Genomic DNA, 14,498 nt, shown 5'->3' on the forward strand with positions numbered 1-14,498 from the left:
AGGCATTCCAGGCCCCACCCGGCGGTAACCACTAGGCAAGCGCCCCGCCAGCCGCTACATTGGCCGACTTGCGCCTGCCTCTCGGGCCTGCCTGTCACCCCTTATTGAACACATGGAACCTGCAAAACCCAATCATGGACCCTTCCCCTGGTATCACCCTCTCTACACTCTTCGCCGACTTCGGCATGATTCTTTTTGCTCTGATCCTGGTACTGCTCAACGGTTTTTTCGTTGCGGCGGAATTTGCCATGGTCAAGTTGCGCTCCACCCGAGTCGAGGCCATCGCCCACACCAACGGCTGGCGTGGACAGATCCTGCGTACCGTACACAGCCAGCTCGACGCTTACCTGTCGGCCTGCCAGTTGGGTATCACCCTCGCCTCCCTGGGCCTGGGTTGGGTCGGTGAGCCGGCGTTTGCCCACATCCTTGAACCGATGTTGGCCGCCGTGGGCGTCGAATCGCCGGAAGTGATCAAGGGCGTGTCGTTCTTTGCGGCGTTCTTCGTGATTTCCTACCTGCACATCGTGGTCGGTGAGCTGGCGCCCAAATCCTGGGCCATTCGCAAACCCGAGTTGCTGTCGCTGTGGACGGCGGTGCCGCTGTACCTGTTCTACTGGGCCATGTACCCGGCCATCTACCTGCTCAACGCCAGCGCCAACGCGATCCTGCGCATCGCCGGCCAAGGCGAGCCTGGCCCGCACCATGAGCACCATTACAGCCGCGAAGAACTCAAGCTGATCCTGCACTCCAGCCGTGGCCAGGACCCTAGCGACCAAGGCATGCGCGTATTGGCCTCGGCCGTGGAAATGGGCGAACTGGAAGTGGTCGACTGGGCCAACTCCCGCGAAGACCTAGTGACACTGGAATTCAACGCACCGCTCAAGGAAATCCTCGCACTGTTCCGCCGCCATAAGTTCAGCCGCTACCCGGTGTACGACAGCGTCCGCCAAGAGTTCGTCGGCCTGCTGCACATTAAGGACTTGCTGCTGGAGCTGGCCGAACTCGACCATATCCCCGAGTCGTTCAACCTGGCCGAGCTGACTCGCCCGCTGGAGCGCGTGTCGCGCCACATGCCGCTGTCGCAGTTGCTGGAGCAGTTCCGTAAAGGCGGCTCGCACTTCGCCGTGGTCGAAGAGGCCGACGGCAACATCATCGGCTACCTGACCATGGAAGACGTGCTGGAAGTGCTGGTCGGCGATATCCAGGACGAACACCGCAAGGCCGAACGCGGCATCCTGGCCTACCAGCCGGGCAAGCTGCTGGTACGTGGCGATACCCCGTTGTTCAAGGTGGAACGCCTGCTCGGCATCGACCTGGACCATATCGAAGCCGAAACCCTGGCCGGCCTGGTCTACGAAACCCTGAAACGGGTGCCGGAAGAGGAAGAAGTGCTGGAGGTTGAAGGCCTGCGGATCATCATCAAGAAGATGAAAGGACCGAAGATCGTACTGGCCAAGGTATTGATGCTCGATTAACCCTCAATTGCCCAACGCAAAGTTGGGCAATGCGCCCACCGGCTGGTTGAACTCATACGGGATCGACACCAGCCCTGCCTCGGTGGCGCGCTGTACCACAAAGTGCAGGTGCGGCCCGCTGCTGTTGCCGGTATTGCCCGACAACGCCAGCGGACTCCCCACCGCCACGCGCTGCCCTACCCTCACACTGACCGACCCTTGCTTCAGATGCAGGTAGACCCCCTCGGTGCCGTCATCATGCTGCACCCGCACAAAATTCCCCGATGCATCATTGCCCCGCCCGGCCTGCTCGTTCTCGGTCTTCACCACCACGCCACTGCGCGCGGCGATGATCGGCGTGCCTTCGGGCATGGCGATGTCCATGGCGTAGCGGCTCTTGACGTCGGTGTGGCTGAAGCTGCCGCTGGGACCTTGGGTCAAGCGGAACGGACCGCCGCGCCAGGGCAAGGGGTAGCGGTAGGCTTGGGGTCGATAACGGGGGGTTGGCCTGTCGAGCATTGGACGCTCGACCTTGCGTTCCTGGATCACGAACGCCTGGGCGCCGGGGGTTTGCCGGTCGCTGAAAAACACCACGCCATTGGCGTCAGTGGATTTGTAGAGGGTCATGGCCAAGGTCGAGGTGGTGACCGTGGCCAACCCGCAGCAGATCAAAAGACGAAGGAGCATGGCGCGAACCTGCCGGGATGACTGAGCGGCAGGTTAGCAAGGGATAATGACAATCTTGTGGTGAGCTGAACCTTAAAGGGTCAGGCACCCGGCACAAAATGCTTCTGAGCCGTACCGCGCGCAATCAGGCGGGAGATGTAGTCGAGTTTCTGCGCATCCTGGTCAATAAACCGGAAGGTCAGTTGCAGCCAGTCGCTGTCGGGCTTGGGCTCGAAGGCGACGATGGCGTGCAGGTAGCCGTTGAGACGGGCCACCTCGGCGTTGTCGCCTTGCTCAAGGTCGAGCACCGCACTTTCCAGCACCTGAGGCAGGACTTCAGTGCGACGCACTACCAGCAGCGCCTCCTTGATGCTCAGCGCTTTGATGACACATTGCTGGGTGCCACTGGACAGCCGCAGTTGACCCTGGCCACGACCGGCGGCCGGCGCGGCGGAAGGGGCTTGCACTGGCGGGCTGTTGAGCAGGCCTTTGCTGGGCGCTGACGCTGCAGCTGCAACGGGGGCCGAACGCAACGCTTCAGGCTTGCCGCCCGTCAGGGCGCTCAGGGAATCGTTGCCAAAGGCCGAGTTCATTTTGGTCGGCGCGCTGGCAACCAGGGCGTCGAGGCGACCGACCTTGTGCAGGGCCTGTTTGACCTTGTTCAGCAGTTGCTCGTTAGTGAACGGTTTGCTGACGTAACCAGAAACCCCGGCCTGGATCGCCTGCACTACGTTCTCTTTATCGCCCCGGCTGGTCACCATCACAAACGGCATGGCCTTGAGGTGCGGTTGCTCACGGCACCAGGTCAACAGCTCCAGGCCGGACATTTCCGGCATTTCCCAGTCGCACAGCACCAGGTCGAAGCTCTCGCGCATCAGTATGGTCTGGGCCTTCTTGCCGTTTACCGCATCTTCAAGCTTGATCCCGGGGAAGTAGTTGCGCAGGCACTTCTTCACCAGATCGCGGATAAACGAGGCGTCATCCACCACCAATACACTGACTTTACTCATCGACCCTTCATCCTATAAAAACTTCGGCACGCAGAACGCCTGACTGATGGCATTTTGCCAAAACTCGGTAGTCACAGCTGGACTTTATTTATTCCGCTGCGCAAAAAATTCAGACACCAGAAACGAAAACGCCCGGCCAAAGGCCGGGCGTTAATTTCTCGGGCAACCTTACTTATCGTCAGATTCGCCCGGAACATTAGGGATTTGATCGGCGGAACCTTCAACTTCAGCCTTCATGCGCTTAAGGCCCATGTGCCGTACGTCAGTACCACGAACCAAATAGATCACCAGTTCCGAGATATTGCGCGCGTGATCGCCGATCCGCTCCAGGGAACGCAGCACCCAGATGATGCTCAAGACCCGCGAGATAGAGCGCGGGTCTTCCATCATGTAGGTGGCCAGTTCACGCAGGGCTGTCTTGTATTCGCGGTCGATGACTTTGTCGTACTGCGCCACCGACAACGCCAGATCGGCGTCGAAACGCGCAAACGCGTCAAGCGCATCGCGCACCATGTTGCGCACTTGGTCGCCGATGTGGCGAACCTCCACGTAGCCGCGTGGCGCTTCGCCTTCCTCGCACAGCTGGATGGCGCGACGGGCGATCTTGGTGGCCTCATCGCCGATGCGCTCCAGGTCGATTACCGACTTGGAGATGCTGATGATCAAACGCAGGTCCGAGGCCGCTGGCTGGCGACGGGCCAGAATGCGGAGGCATTCTTCGTCGATATTGCGTTCCATCTGGTTGATCTGGTCATCGATCTCACGCACCTGCTGGGCCAGGCCCGAGTCGGCCTCGATCAGCGCGGTCACGGCGTCGTTGACTTGCTTCTCCACCAAGCCGCCCATCGCCAGGAGGTGGCTGCGCACTTCCTCAAGCTCGGCGTTGAACTGCGCGGAGATGTGATGGGTAAGGCCTTCTTTGCTAATCATGTTGGCGTCCTTGGAGCGTCCGGTAAGGTGCGGAGAACCGCAGCGTCAGTGCAAACAGAACCACAGCTTCCTAGCCGTAGCGACCGGTAATGTAGTCTTCGGTCTGCTTCTTCGCCGGATTGGTGAACAGGGTGTCGGTATCGCCGAACTCCACCAGCTTGCCCATGTACATGAACGCGGTGTAGTCGGAAACCCGCGCCGCCTGTTGCATGTTGTGGGTCACGATAACGATGGTGAACTTGGACTTGAGCTCGTAGATCAGCTCTTCCACTTTCAGGGTCGAGATCGGGTCGAGTGCCGAACACGGCTCGTCGAGCAGCAACACTTCCGGCTCCACGGCGATGGTGCGGGCGATCACCAGACGTTGCTGCTGACCACCGGACAAGCCGAGTGCCGACTCATGCAGACGGTCTTTGACCTCGTCCCACAGCGCCGCGCCTTTAAGGGCCCACTCAACCGCTTCGTCGAGGATGCGCTTCTTGTTGATGCCCTGGATACGCAGGCCATAGACCACGTTTTCGTAAATGGTCTTGGGGAACGGGTTCGGCTTCTGGAACACCATGCCCACGCGGCGACGCAGCTCGGCCACGTCTTCGCCCTTGCGGTAAATGTTGGTGCCGTAGAGGTTGATCGCACCTTCCACACGGCAACCGTCGACCAGGTCGTTCATGCGGTTGAACGTGCGCAACAGCGTGGACTTACCGCAGCCCGACGGGCCGATAAAGGCGGTCACGCGCTGCTTGGGAATGTTCATGCTGACGTCGAACAGCGCCTGCTTGTCACCGTAGTAAAGGCTCAAGCCCGGTACTTCGATGGCCACGGTTTCCTGGGCCAGGCTCAGGCTCTGCTTGTCGCGACCCAGGGCAGACATGTTGATGCCATGGGAATGGGTGTCGTGTTGCATGGGATGCTCCCTGTGCTGTTGTGTGGGAGGGGGCTTGCCCCCGATAGCGATGCTTCAGGAACATGTGTGCCGGCTGGCACACCGCTCGGGAGCAAGCCCCCTCCCACAAATAAGTCCGCGTTCAATTCAGATCAGCTGTCCAGCGCCTTGTACTTCTCGCGCAAGTGGTTGCGAATCCACACCGCCGACAAGTTGAGCGTGGCAATCACCAGCACCAGCAGCAAGGCGGTGGCGTACACCAGTGGCCGTGCGGCTTCGACGTTGGGGCTCTGGAAGCCGACGTCATAAATATGGAAGCCCAAGTGCATGATCTTCTGGTCCAGGTGCAGGTACGGGTAGTTGCCGTCCAGCGGCAGCGACGGGGCCAGTTTCACCACGCCGACCAGCATCAGCGGCGCCACTTCACCGGCGGCACGGGCCACGGCCAGGATCATGCCGGTCATCATCGCCGGGCTGGCCATCGGCAGCACGATCTTCCACAGCGTTTCCGCCTTGGTCGCGCCCAGAGCCAGGGAGCCTTCACGCACGGTGCGGGGAATCCGCGCCAGGCCTTCTTCGGTGGCCACGATCACCACCGGCACCGCCAGCAGCGCCAGGGTCAGCGAGGCCCACAGCAGGCCCGGCGTACCGAAGGTCGGTGCCGGCAGGGCTTCGGCGAAGAACAGGCGGTCAACTGAGCCACCCAGTACATACACGAAGAAGCCCAGACCGAACACGCCGTAGACGATGGCCGGTACACCGGCCAAGTTGTTCACGGCGATGCGGATGATTCGAGTCAGGGTGTTCTGCTTGGCGTATTCACGCAGGTACACGGCCGCCAGCACGCCGAACGGGGTCACGATCATCGCCATGATCAGGGTCATCATCACGGTGCCGAAGATGGCCGGGAAAATCCCGCCTTCGGTGTTGGCTTCCCGTGGGTCATCGCTCAAGAATTCCCAGACCTTGCTGAAGTAGAAGCCGATCTTGGTCATCGTGCCCATGGCGTTCGGCTGGTAGGCGTGGACCACTTTGCCGATGCCGATTTCAATTTCCTTGCCGTTGCCATCGCGAGCAGTCAAGGCATCGCGGTTGAACTGGGCGTGCAGGTCGGCCAGGCGCGCTTCGATGTCCTGGTAGCGGGCATTCAGCTCGGCGCGGTCAGCATCCATATCGGCCTGGGCGGCGGCATCAAGCTTGCCTTCCAGCTCCAGTTTGCGACCGTGCAGACGAATGCGTTCGAGTCCGGCGTTGATCGCGCCGATATCGGTCTTTTCCAAGCTCTTGAGCTGTGCGGCGAGCTTGTTGACGCGATCGACACGGGCTTGCAGCTCCGGCCAAGCGGCCTCGCCTTCGGCGATGACCTTGCCATCCTGCTTGACGTTGACCAGGGTGCCGTAGAAATTGCCCCACTCACGACGCTCGATGGCCATGAGGTTTTTCGGTGTGCTCTGGTCTTTCAACCACTCGCCAACGATCCAGGTGAAGTCGTTGCCATTCAAATCTCGGTTGCCGACCTTGATCAGCTCGCGGGTCATGAACTCCGGGCCTTCATCAGGCACCGGCAGGCCAGCACTTTTCAGGCGCTCGCGGGGCACTTCTTCTTTCTGCACCACTTCGCCGATGACGATGTGGTTTTCCTGGCCCGGCACGTTGTAGTTGGCCTGGATCAGGTCAGCTGGCCAGAAGTGGCCCAAACCACGTACGGCAATCACGGCCAGCAAACCAATGGTCATGATGACCGCGATGGACACCGCGCCACCGCTGATCCAGACGCCGGGGGCGCCGCTCTTGAACCATCCATTCAGGGAGTTCTGTTTCACAGACTTCTACCTTTCTTAAAGCGACGAGTATTTCTTGCGCAGACGCTGACGGATCAGCTCGGCGAGGGTGTTCATGACGAAGGTGAACAGCAGCAGCACCAGCGCCGAGAGGAACAGCACGCGGTAGTGACTGCCGCCCACTTCCGACTCCGGCATTTCCACCGCGACGTTGGCCGCGAGCGTTCGCAGGCCTTCGAACAGGTTCATCTCCATCACCGGCGTGTTACCGGTGGCCATCAGCACGATCATGGTCTCGCCTACTGCACGGCCCATGCCGATCATCAGTGCGGAGAAGATGCCCGGGCTGGCGGTCAGGATCACCACGCGGGTCATGGTCTGCCAAGGCGTGGCGCCCAGCGCCAGGGAGCCCAGGGTCAGGCCGCGCGGCACGCTGAATACGGCGTCTTCGGCGATGGAGTAGATGTTCGGAATCACCGCAAAACCCATGGCCAGGCCGACTACCAGGGCGTTGCGCTGGTCGTAGGTAATGCCTAGGTCGTGGGAGATCCACATACGCATGTCGCCGCCGAAGAACCAGGTTTCCAGGTACGGGCTCATGTACAGCGAGAGCCAGCCCACAAACAGGATCACCGGGATCAGGATTGCGCTTTCCCAACCATCGGGCACGCGCAGGCGGATGGATTCAGGCAGGCGGCTGAAGACAAACCCGGCCACCAGGATGCCAATCGGCAACAGCATCAGCAGACTGAAAATCCCCGGCAGATGCCCTTCGACATACGGCGCCAGGAACAGGCCGGCGAAGAAACCGAGGATCACCGTCGGCATCGCTTCCATCAATTCGATCACCGGCTTGACCTTGCGGCGCAGGCTCGGGGCCATGAAGTAGGCGGTGTAGATCGCAGCGGCAACGGCCAGCGGTGCGGCCAGCAGCATGGCGTAGAACGCGGCCTTCAAGGTACCGAAGGTCAGCGGGGCCAGACTCATTTTGGGTTCAAAGTCGGTGTTGGCGGCGGTCGACTGCCACACGTATTTAGGCTCGTCGTAGTTTTCGTACCAGACCTTGCTCCAGAGCGCGCTCCATGACACTTCCGGGTGCGGATTGTCGAGCAGCAGCGGTTGCAGCTTGCCGCCGGCTTCGACGATCACGCGGTTGGCCCGTGGTGACAGGCCGAACACGCCCTGGCCATCGACCACTGGGTCCACCAGCAGGGTGCGGTGGGCGGTGCTATGGAACACGCCGAACTTGCCGGAAGCGTCCAGGGCAGTGAAGCCTTTGCGGCGCTCTTCGGCGGTGATTTCGACGATAGGCGCAGTGCCCATCTGGAAGGTGCGGATCTGCTTGAAGCGCTGTTCGCCATCCGGGTCGCGGGCCATGAACCACTGGGCCAGGCCGCCTTTGGAGTTACCGATGATCAGCGAGATACCGCCCACCAGTTGGGTGCTGGCCGTGATTTCGGCGTTGCCGTCTTCCAACAATTTGTAGCGACCGTTGAGGCTCTTGTCGCGCAGGCTAAACACATCCGCCAGGGCACGGCCGTTGATCACATACAGCCATTGCTGGCGCGGGTCGATGAAGATCGCCTTCACCGGCTCGGTCATTTGCGGCAGCTCGACACGCTTCTGCTCACTGGTGACTTCGCCGGTCATCATGTTTTCTTCGCGGCTCAGGGTCAGCACGTTCAAGTGCGAACCGGCCGAGCCTGCGATCACCAACGAGCTATCAGTGGCGTTGAGGGCGACATGCTCCAGCGGGCGGCCGGCGTCATCCAGCACGATCGGCGTTTCACCGTAAGGGTATTCAATCGCCGGGGTGATGGTTTTCTTGCCGTCCGGGTAAGACACCTTATAGGTGTGGCGGAACACCAGGGACTGCCCATTGGACAAACCGAGGATCACCAGCGGGCTGCCCGGCTGGTCTTCACCAATAGAAGCAACGCTGGTGCCGGCTGGAAGCGGCAGGTCGACGCGCTTGAGTTCAGCACCGGTCTCGACTTCAAAGAACAGCGCCTGGCCCTTGTCGGAAACCCGCATGGCGACTTGGTTCTGTTCTTCGAGGGAGATCATCAGTGGCTTGCCGGCGTCCTGAATCCAGGCCGGGGTCAGCGCGTCTTCCTTGGTCAGCGAGGCGCCCTGAAACAATGGCGCGACGACGTAGGCGAGGAAGAAGAAGATCAGGGTGATAGCGCCAAGGACAGCGAGGCCGCCCACCAGCACGTACCAACGGGTCAGGCGATCTTTAAGCGCGCGAATGCGGCGCTTGCGTTGCAGCTCAGGCGTATTGAAATCAATGCGCTTGGGAGGAGAAGTCGTCGTCATGGTGGAATTGGCCAGATCATTCATGCGCACACCCTAGCGATCCTGTATGACAGAAAGATGACAGTGCAGTGACGCAACAAATCCGCCGCGAAGCATAGCTGGCAGCGGACTAGAAAATTCGGATGCGAGGCCGGTGAGCCGGCCCCGCGGAGGCAATCAGTTGCCTTCTTTCAAACCCAGGTCAGCCAGGGCCTTGGCGGCAACTTTGGCTGGCAGTGGGATGTAGCCGTCTTTCACTACAACTTCCTGGCCTTGCTTCGACAGCACAAGCTTCACGAACTCAGCTTCCAGCGGAGCCAGAGGCTTGTTCGGGGCTTTGTTGACGTAAACGTAGAGGAAACGCGACAGCGGGTATTTGCCGTTCAGGGCGTTTTCTTCGGTGTCTTCGATGAAGTCAGTGCTGCCTTTCTTGGCCAGGGCCACGGTCTTCACGCTGGCGGTCTTGTAGCCGATGCCCGAGTAACCGATGCCGTTCAGCGAGGAGCTGATCGACTGCACGACCGACGCCGAGCCTGGTTGTTCGTTCACGTTAGGCTTGTAGTCACCTTTGCACAGGGCCTCTTCCTTGAAGTAGCCGTAGGTGCCGGATACCGAGTTACGACCGAACAGCTGTACTGGCTTGTTGGCCAGGTCGCCGGTCACACCCAGGTCGCCCCAGGTTTTCACGTCGGCTTTGCCACCGCACAGGCGAGTCGAGGAGAAGATCGCGTCGACTTGCTCCATGGTCAGGTGCTGAATCGGGTTGTCCTTGTGCACGAACACGGCCAGGGCATCCACGGCAACCGGGATAGCGGTTGGCTTGTAGCCGTACTTCTGCTCGAAGGCAGCCAGTTCGGTGTCCTTCATCTTGCGGCTCATCGGGCCCAGGTTGGAGGTGCCTTCAGTCAGCGCAGGTGGTGCGGTAGCGGAGCCGGCAGCTTGAATCTGGATGTTGACGTTCGGGTATTCCTTTTTGTAACCCTCGGCCCATAGGGTCATCAGGTTAGCCAGGGTATCGGAACCGACGCTGGACAAGTTGCCCGACACACCAGTGGTCTTAACGTAAGCCGGGATTGCCGGATCAACACCTGCGGCCACCGCGTTGGCGGTCGCAACGCCAGCAGCGACAAAAGTCATTGCCGCCATCAAACGTTTCAGTTTCATGCCTTGCTCCTAGCAGATAGGGATAGTTGGATCGGGGCCAAGTATCGAGAGGCCGTGTGAACACTCTATGTCTGAAATATGACAATTGGATGAAAGGCCAGCATTGGGAGATCAAGCAGGTCAGTAAGGTATGGCGCGGAGAAACGGGGGTAATGCGCAGGTAACGCGGTAAATCAGCTACACACTGCAATCAATGAACGGACACCTGCCCCGTGGCGAGGGAGCTTGCCCTCTCGCCACGGGTGGATCGGGCTGCTTTTAGCGGCCACGCTTCCACAGATACCCACCTACCACCATCCCCATGACACACAGCGCGGCCACGTAGTAAGCCGGGCCCATCGGGCTTTCCTTCATCAGCAGGGACACCGCCAGCGGCGTGAGACCACCAAACACGGCGTAGGCCACGTTGTAGGAAAACGATAAGCCGCTGAAGCGCACCACTGGCGGGAAGGCTTTCACCATCACGTACGGCACCACGCCAATGGTGCCGACGAACAGGCCGGTCAAGGCGTACAGCGGGAACAGCCAGTCCGGGTGAGTCAGCAGGCTGTGGTAGAGCGTCCAAGAGGTCGCCAGCAGCAGCGCGCAACCACTGATCAGCACGCGGCCTGCACCAAAGCGGTCGGCCAGGGCGCCGGAGGCGATGCAACCCAGGCTCAAGGTCACGATAGCCAGGCTGTTGGCTTGCAGCGCAACGGTCGGGCTGAAATGGTAGATGGTTTGCAGCACGGTCGGAGTCATCAGGATCACCACCACCACGCCGGCCGACAGCAGCCAGGTCAGCAGCATCGACAGTACGATCGCGCCACGGTGGTCGCGCAGTACCGCGCGCAATGGCAACTCGGCGGCCAGGGTTTTGCGTTGCTGCATCTCGGCGAAGATCGGCGTTTCATGCAGCCAGCGACGCAGGTACACCGACAGCAGGCCAAACACGCCGCCAAGCAGGAACGGGATACGCCAGGCGTAATCCGAGACCTGCTCAGGGCTATAAATAGTGTTGATCGCGGTAGCCACCAGCGAACCCAGCAGAATGCCGGCGGTGAGGCCGCTGGTCAGGGTGCCGCAGGCGTAGCCGATGTGGCGTGGCGGAACGTGTTCGGAGACGAACACCCACGCGCCTGGCACTTCACCGCCAATCGCCGCGCCCTGGATGACGCGCATCAGCAGCAGCAGGATCGGCGCCCACAGGCCGATCTGCGCGTAGGTTGGCAGCAGGCCCATGATCAGGGTCGGTACGGCCATCATGAAGATGCTCAGGGTGAACATTTTCTTGCGACCCAGCAGGTCGCCGAAGTGCGCCATGATGATGCCACCCAGCGGGCGGGCCAGGTAACCGGCGGCGAAGATGCCGAAGGTCTGCATCATTCGCAGCCATTCGGGCATATCGGCAGGGAAGAACAGCTTTCCGACCACGGTGGCGAAAAACACGAAAATGATGAAATCATAAAATTCCAGCGCCCCGCCCAAGGCAGACAGCGACAGGGTTTTGTAGTCGTTGCGGGTCAGCGGGCGCGAAGGTTGCGCACTGCTTGCGGGCACGGAGGACATGGCAAGGCTTCTCTTATAGTAATCATCGTAATAAGGACGGCACGCCCGGGACTTGCGGCGGGTCTGGCAAGATAGCAAATCGCTTGTAAAAGCACAGCGCCAGGAGAACAGTTGTGCACAAAAGCCGCGATACAGCGTCTATTTACCGACCAAATGAACGCCGGGAGGTCGTCGTGGCGCCAGGGTCTCGATATACTCGGCCCTTGCGAGCGCAAGACCCGCAGCCTTGAGGGGCTGCTGTGCCAAAACGTCGTTGGGTGCCATCCAGCCGATTTGGCAGAGTTTCCCTTTAGTACGCCTTACGAGAAACGTATCGAACGGAGTATGTTTGTGCTGAAACGTTTTTCTAACAGTCGGCTATCCACCCTGCTCCACCTATAAAAGCGTCACGGGTCAGAGGCCCCACGGCATGATCGAACTCGAACAAGAAGATCCTATCCCGCAAGGCGATCTCGCCCTGCAAATCACCGCGCTCCCGCGTGAAACCAATGGCTTTGGCGATATCTTCGGCGGCTGGCTGGTCGCGCAGATGGACTTGGCCGGTACCGCCATGGCCAGCAAGGTTGCGGGCGGTCGCGTGGCTACCGTGGCGATTGATCGCATGGCGTTCCTGGTGCCGGTGGCCGTGGGCGCGCAGTTGTCCTTCTATACCCAGGCCCTGGAAATCGGCCGCAGCTCGATCCAGATGATGGTCGAAGTGTGGAGCGACGACCCACTGTCCAGCGAATGGCGCAAGGTGACCGAGGCGGTGTTTGTATTCGTCGCTATCGATGGCAGCGGCCGCACGCGCTCAGTACCGTCGCGCGCGCGTTAAACCTCGCCGGGTTTTGACGGTCAATTGCCCCATTGCCTGCCATTGAGAGTGCTGTGTATGCCTACGCCCCACGTTGAAACCGTGAAAATCGACGAGCTGGACTGCTGGCGTATCCGCCACAACGGCGCTGAACTCATGATTGCCCAGCAGGGCGCGCATATCTTCAGTTACGGGCGTGAGGGCGAGCAGCCGCTGATCTGGCCGAACCCTGAAGCGGTATTCAAGCAAGGCAAAGGCATCCGCACTGGCGTACCGGTGTGCTGGCCATGGTTCGGGGTGTTCGACCGCAACCCGCAAAGCGTGAAGGCGATGCGCCAAAGTGATCAACCTGCGGGCGCTCACGGTTTCGTGCGTACCGCGACCTGGGCATTGGCCGGGACAACACTTGAAGGTGAAACGCTGCGGGTGGACCTGGAACTACCCGTTCCTGCAGGCGGCTTTCCCGGCTGGCCCCATCAGGTCGACCTGACCTTGAGTCTGCTGCTAAACGATCAACTGCACATCCGCCTGACCAGCCATAACCGTGGCACCGACGCCGTAACCCTGAGCCAGGCGCTGCACACCTACTTCGCCGTGAGCGATGTGCGCAACGTGCAGGTCGACGGCCTGGACGGCTCGGCGTACATCGATACCGCCGATGGCTGGAGCGAGAAGAAGCAATCCGGCCTGCTGCACTTCAGTGCCGAAACCGACCGCATTTACCTCGATACGCCCGCGCAGTTGAGCATTGTCGACAGAGACTGGCAGCGCCAAATCCAACTCACCAGTGAAGGCTCGAAATCGACCGTGATCTGGAACCCCTGGACCGAACGCGCCAAGGCCTTCGACGACATGGCCGACGATGGCTGGCAGGGCATGCTGTGCATCGAGACGGCGAATGTGCTGGATGATGTGGTGAGCTTGGCCCCAGGTGAAAGCCACACACTGGGCGTGAGCATCACCTCTATCGCCCTGTAAACCCAATCGAAAATGTGGGAGGTGGCTTGCTCCCGATAGCAGAGTGTCAGTCAGCAGATTTATTGCTGATAGACCGCTATCGGGAGCAAGCCACCTCCCACATTGTTATGCGCCGGATTTTAGAGATCTGACTCCTTCACCACCCGCACCTTGCCCGCATCCAGCGCATACGCCGCATCCGCCAGGTCGTTATTCACCTTCTCTACCTTCAACGTACCCGTAACCCAAAGCGGCGTGTAGATATCATCCAGCTTCAACCCTTTGGGATAACGCACCAGCACCAGCTGGTTAGGCGGCGGTGGTGGGACGTGAATGCACGCGCCTGGATACGGCACCAGGAAGAACAACGTACTGCGGCCCTTGGCATCGGTTTCCAACGGCACCGGGTAGCCGCCGATACGGATGTCCTTGCCGTTCATCGCAGCCACGGTCTTGGTGGAATACATCACCGCCGGCAAGCCTTTGCTCTGCTTGAGGCCGCCCTTATCGGTAAAGGTGCCTTGGGCTTCCGGGGAGTTGTGATCGATCTCGGGCATGGCTTCGAGAGCCTTTTGGTCCGACAGCGGCATCAGGTCGAGCCAGTCGGTTTCCGGCAATTCGCCGGCGTGCGCCAGGCCAGAGCCCAGCAGGAGGAGAGTCAACAGAAGACGGCGCATGGAGAGGCTCGGCAAGTACAAGTGCCGAGCATTCTAGCCCTCTGCGCCTGCGCAGCGCAGAGGACTTTGTCGGCTGATTACTTCTTTTTGATCAGGCCGTAGATCACCAGCAGCACAATGGCACCGACCAACGCACCGAGGAAGCCTGCACCTTGGCCAGCCTGGTAGATACCCAGTGCCTGACCACCGTAGGTCGCGGCCAGGGAGCCGGCGATACCCAGCAGGATAGTCATGATCCAGCCCATGCTGTCGTCGCCGGGCTTGAGGAAACGCGCCAGCAGGCCGACGATAAAGCCGATAAAGATGGTTCCGATGATGCCCATGGCATTTCCCTCTG

General features: G+C 60.5%; 13 protein-coding genes. 3 read left to right on the forward strand and 10 right to left on the reverse strand.

Translation table 11 applies throughout. The annotated features are described in order from the left end of the window. The first annotated feature begins 134 nt into the window (after positions 1 to 134). On the forward strand, positions 135 to 1,475 hold the full coding sequence (locus CKW32_RS14175; protein WP_032884453.1) for a hemolysin family protein: 1,341 nt from the start codon (positions 135 to 137) through the stop codon (positions 1,473 to 1,475). A gap of 3 nt (positions 1,476 to 1,478) precedes the next feature. Here CKW32_RS14175 and CKW32_RS14180 read toward each other — a convergent pair whose 3' ends face one another. The 8 genes from CKW32_RS14180 to CKW32_RS14215 form a co-directional block, all read right to left on the reverse strand. Then, entirely contained in the window at positions 1,479 to 2,141 is a 663-nt protein-coding gene (locus CKW32_RS14180; RefSeq protein WP_032884454.1) for a M23 family metallopeptidase, read from the reverse strand. Positions 2,142 to 2,221: 80 nt separating this feature from the next. Further along, positions 2,222 to 3,130 (reverse strand): response regulator, encoded by a 909-nt coding sequence (locus tag CKW32_RS14185; RefSeq protein WP_032884455.1) that lies wholly within the window; start codon positions 3,128 to 3,130, stop codon positions 2,222 to 2,224. A gap of 168 nt (positions 3,131 to 3,298) precedes the next feature. After that, positions 3,299 to 4,060 (reverse strand): phosphate signaling complex protein PhoU, encoded by a 762-nt coding sequence (gene phoU / locus CKW32_RS14190; RefSeq protein WP_032884456.1) that lies wholly within the window; start codon positions 4,058 to 4,060, stop codon positions 3,299 to 3,301. A 70-nt stretch (positions 4,061 to 4,130) separates the two neighbouring features. Beyond that, the gene (gene pstB / locus CKW32_RS14195) at positions 4,131 to 4,964 is read right to left on the reverse strand and encodes a phosphate ABC transporter ATP-binding protein PstB (protein ID WP_032884457.1); all 834 of its coding nucleotides are present in this window, start codon (positions 4,962 to 4,964) and stop codon (positions 4,131 to 4,133) included. Between the two features lie 131 nt (positions 4,965 to 5,095). Next, positions 5,096 to 6,766: a phosphate ABC transporter permease PstA gene (gene pstA, locus CKW32_RS14200; RefSeq protein ID WP_032884458.1), complete on the reverse strand. Its 1,671-nt coding sequence runs from the start codon at positions 6,764 to 6,766 to the stop codon at positions 5,096 to 5,098. A 15-nt stretch (positions 6,767 to 6,781) separates the two neighbouring features. Continuing rightward, positions 6,782 to 8,815, reverse strand: coding sequence for an ABC transporter permease subunit (locus tag CKW32_RS14205; protein ID WP_177326410.1), 2,034 nt, complete (start codon positions 8,813 to 8,815; stop codon positions 6,782 to 6,784). 384 nt (positions 8,816 to 9,199) lie between these two features. Next, a complete protein-coding gene (locus CKW32_RS14210) occupies positions 9,200 to 10,186 on the reverse strand; it encodes a phosphate ABC transporter substrate-binding protein PstS (protein ID WP_032884460.1) in 987 nt (328 codons plus the stop codon). A gap of 258 nt (positions 10,187 to 10,444) precedes the next feature. Next, positions 10,445 to 11,734, reverse strand: coding sequence for an MFS transporter (locus tag CKW32_RS14215; RefSeq protein ID WP_032884461.1), 1,290 nt, complete (start codon positions 11,732 to 11,734; stop codon positions 10,445 to 10,447). A gap of 409 nt (positions 11,735 to 12,143) precedes the next feature. Between CKW32_RS14215 and CKW32_RS14220 the strand changes: the two genes are divergently transcribed. Together CKW32_RS14220 and CKW32_RS14225 are read left to right on the forward strand one after the other, a co-directional pair. Beyond that, the gene (locus CKW32_RS14220; protein ID WP_003176975.1) at positions 12,144 to 12,548 is read left to right on the forward strand and encodes an acyl-CoA thioesterase; all 405 of its coding nucleotides are present in this window, start codon (positions 12,144 to 12,146) and stop codon (positions 12,546 to 12,548) included. Between the two features lie 57 nt (positions 12,549 to 12,605). Beyond that, positions 12,606 to 13,505, forward strand: a complete 900-nt coding sequence (locus tag CKW32_RS14225) for a D-hexose-6-phosphate mutarotase (protein WP_095185231.1) — start codon at positions 12,606 to 12,608, stop codon at positions 13,503 to 13,505. Positions 13,506 to 13,624: 119 nt separating this feature from the next. Here the strand turns inward: CKW32_RS14225 and CKW32_RS14230 are convergent, their stop codons facing one another. Further along, the gene (locus tag CKW32_RS14230; protein ID WP_032884463.1) at positions 13,625 to 14,161 is read right to left on the reverse strand and encodes a DUF3299 domain-containing protein; all 537 of its coding nucleotides are present in this window, start codon (positions 14,159 to 14,161) and stop codon (positions 13,625 to 13,627) included. Between the two features lie 77 nt (positions 14,162 to 14,238). Then, on the reverse strand, positions 14,239 to 14,484 hold the full coding sequence (locus CKW32_RS14235; protein ID WP_032884464.1) for a GlsB/YeaQ/YmgE family stress response membrane protein: 246 nt from the start codon (positions 14,482 to 14,484) through the stop codon (positions 14,239 to 14,241). Positions 14,485 to 14,498: the final 14 nt, after the last annotated feature.

This window comes from Pseudomonas sp. Irchel 3H9 (assembly GCF_900187495.1).
Classification (GTDB): Bacteria; Pseudomonadota; Gammaproteobacteria; order Pseudomonadales; family Pseudomonadaceae; genus Aquipseudomonas; species Aquipseudomonas sivasensis.

What these genes read in the sequence shown, in the direction of transcription:
- CKW32_RS14175 (WP_032884453.1), top strand. Translation starts at nt 135, where the DNA reads ATGGACCCTTCCCCTGGTATCACCCTCTCTACACTCTTCGCCGACTTC.
- CKW32_RS14180 (WP_032884454.1), bottom strand. Translation starts at nt 2,141, where the DNA reads ATGCTCCTTCGTCTTTTGATCTGCTGCGGGTTGGCCACGGTCACCACC.
- CKW32_RS14185 (WP_032884455.1), bottom strand. Translation starts at nt 3,130, where the DNA reads ATGAGTAAAGTCAGTGTATTGGTGGTGGATGACGCCTCGTTTATCCGC.
- phoU (WP_032884456.1), bottom strand. Translation starts at nt 4,060, where the DNA reads ATGATTAGCAAAGAAGGCCTTACCCATCACATCTCCGCGCAGTTCAAC.
- pstB (WP_032884457.1), bottom strand. Translation starts at nt 4,964, where the DNA reads ATGCAACACGACACCCATTCCCATGGCATCAACATGTCTGCCCTGGGT.
- CKW32_RS14210 (WP_032884460.1), bottom strand. Translation starts at nt 10,186, where the DNA reads ATGAAACTGAAACGTTTGATGGCGGCAATGACTTTTGTCGCTGCTGGC.
- CKW32_RS14215 (WP_032884461.1), bottom strand. Translation starts at nt 11,734, where the DNA reads ATGTCCTCCGTGCCCGCAAGCAGTGCGCAACCTTCGCGCCCGCTGACC.
- CKW32_RS14220 (WP_003176975.1), top strand. Translation starts at nt 12,144, where the DNA reads ATGATCGAACTCGAACAAGAAGATCCTATCCCGCAAGGCGATCTCGCC.
- CKW32_RS14225 (WP_095185231.1), top strand. Translation starts at nt 12,606, where the DNA reads ATGCCTACGCCCCACGTTGAAACCGTGAAAATCGACGAGCTGGACTGC.
- CKW32_RS14230 (WP_032884463.1), bottom strand. Translation starts at nt 14,161, where the DNA reads ATGCGCCGTCTTCTGTTGACTCTCCTCCTGCTGGGCTCTGGCCTGGCG.
- CKW32_RS14235 (WP_032884464.1), bottom strand. Translation starts at nt 14,484, where the DNA reads ATGGGCATCATCGGAACCATCTTTATCGGCTTTATCGTCGGCCTGCTG.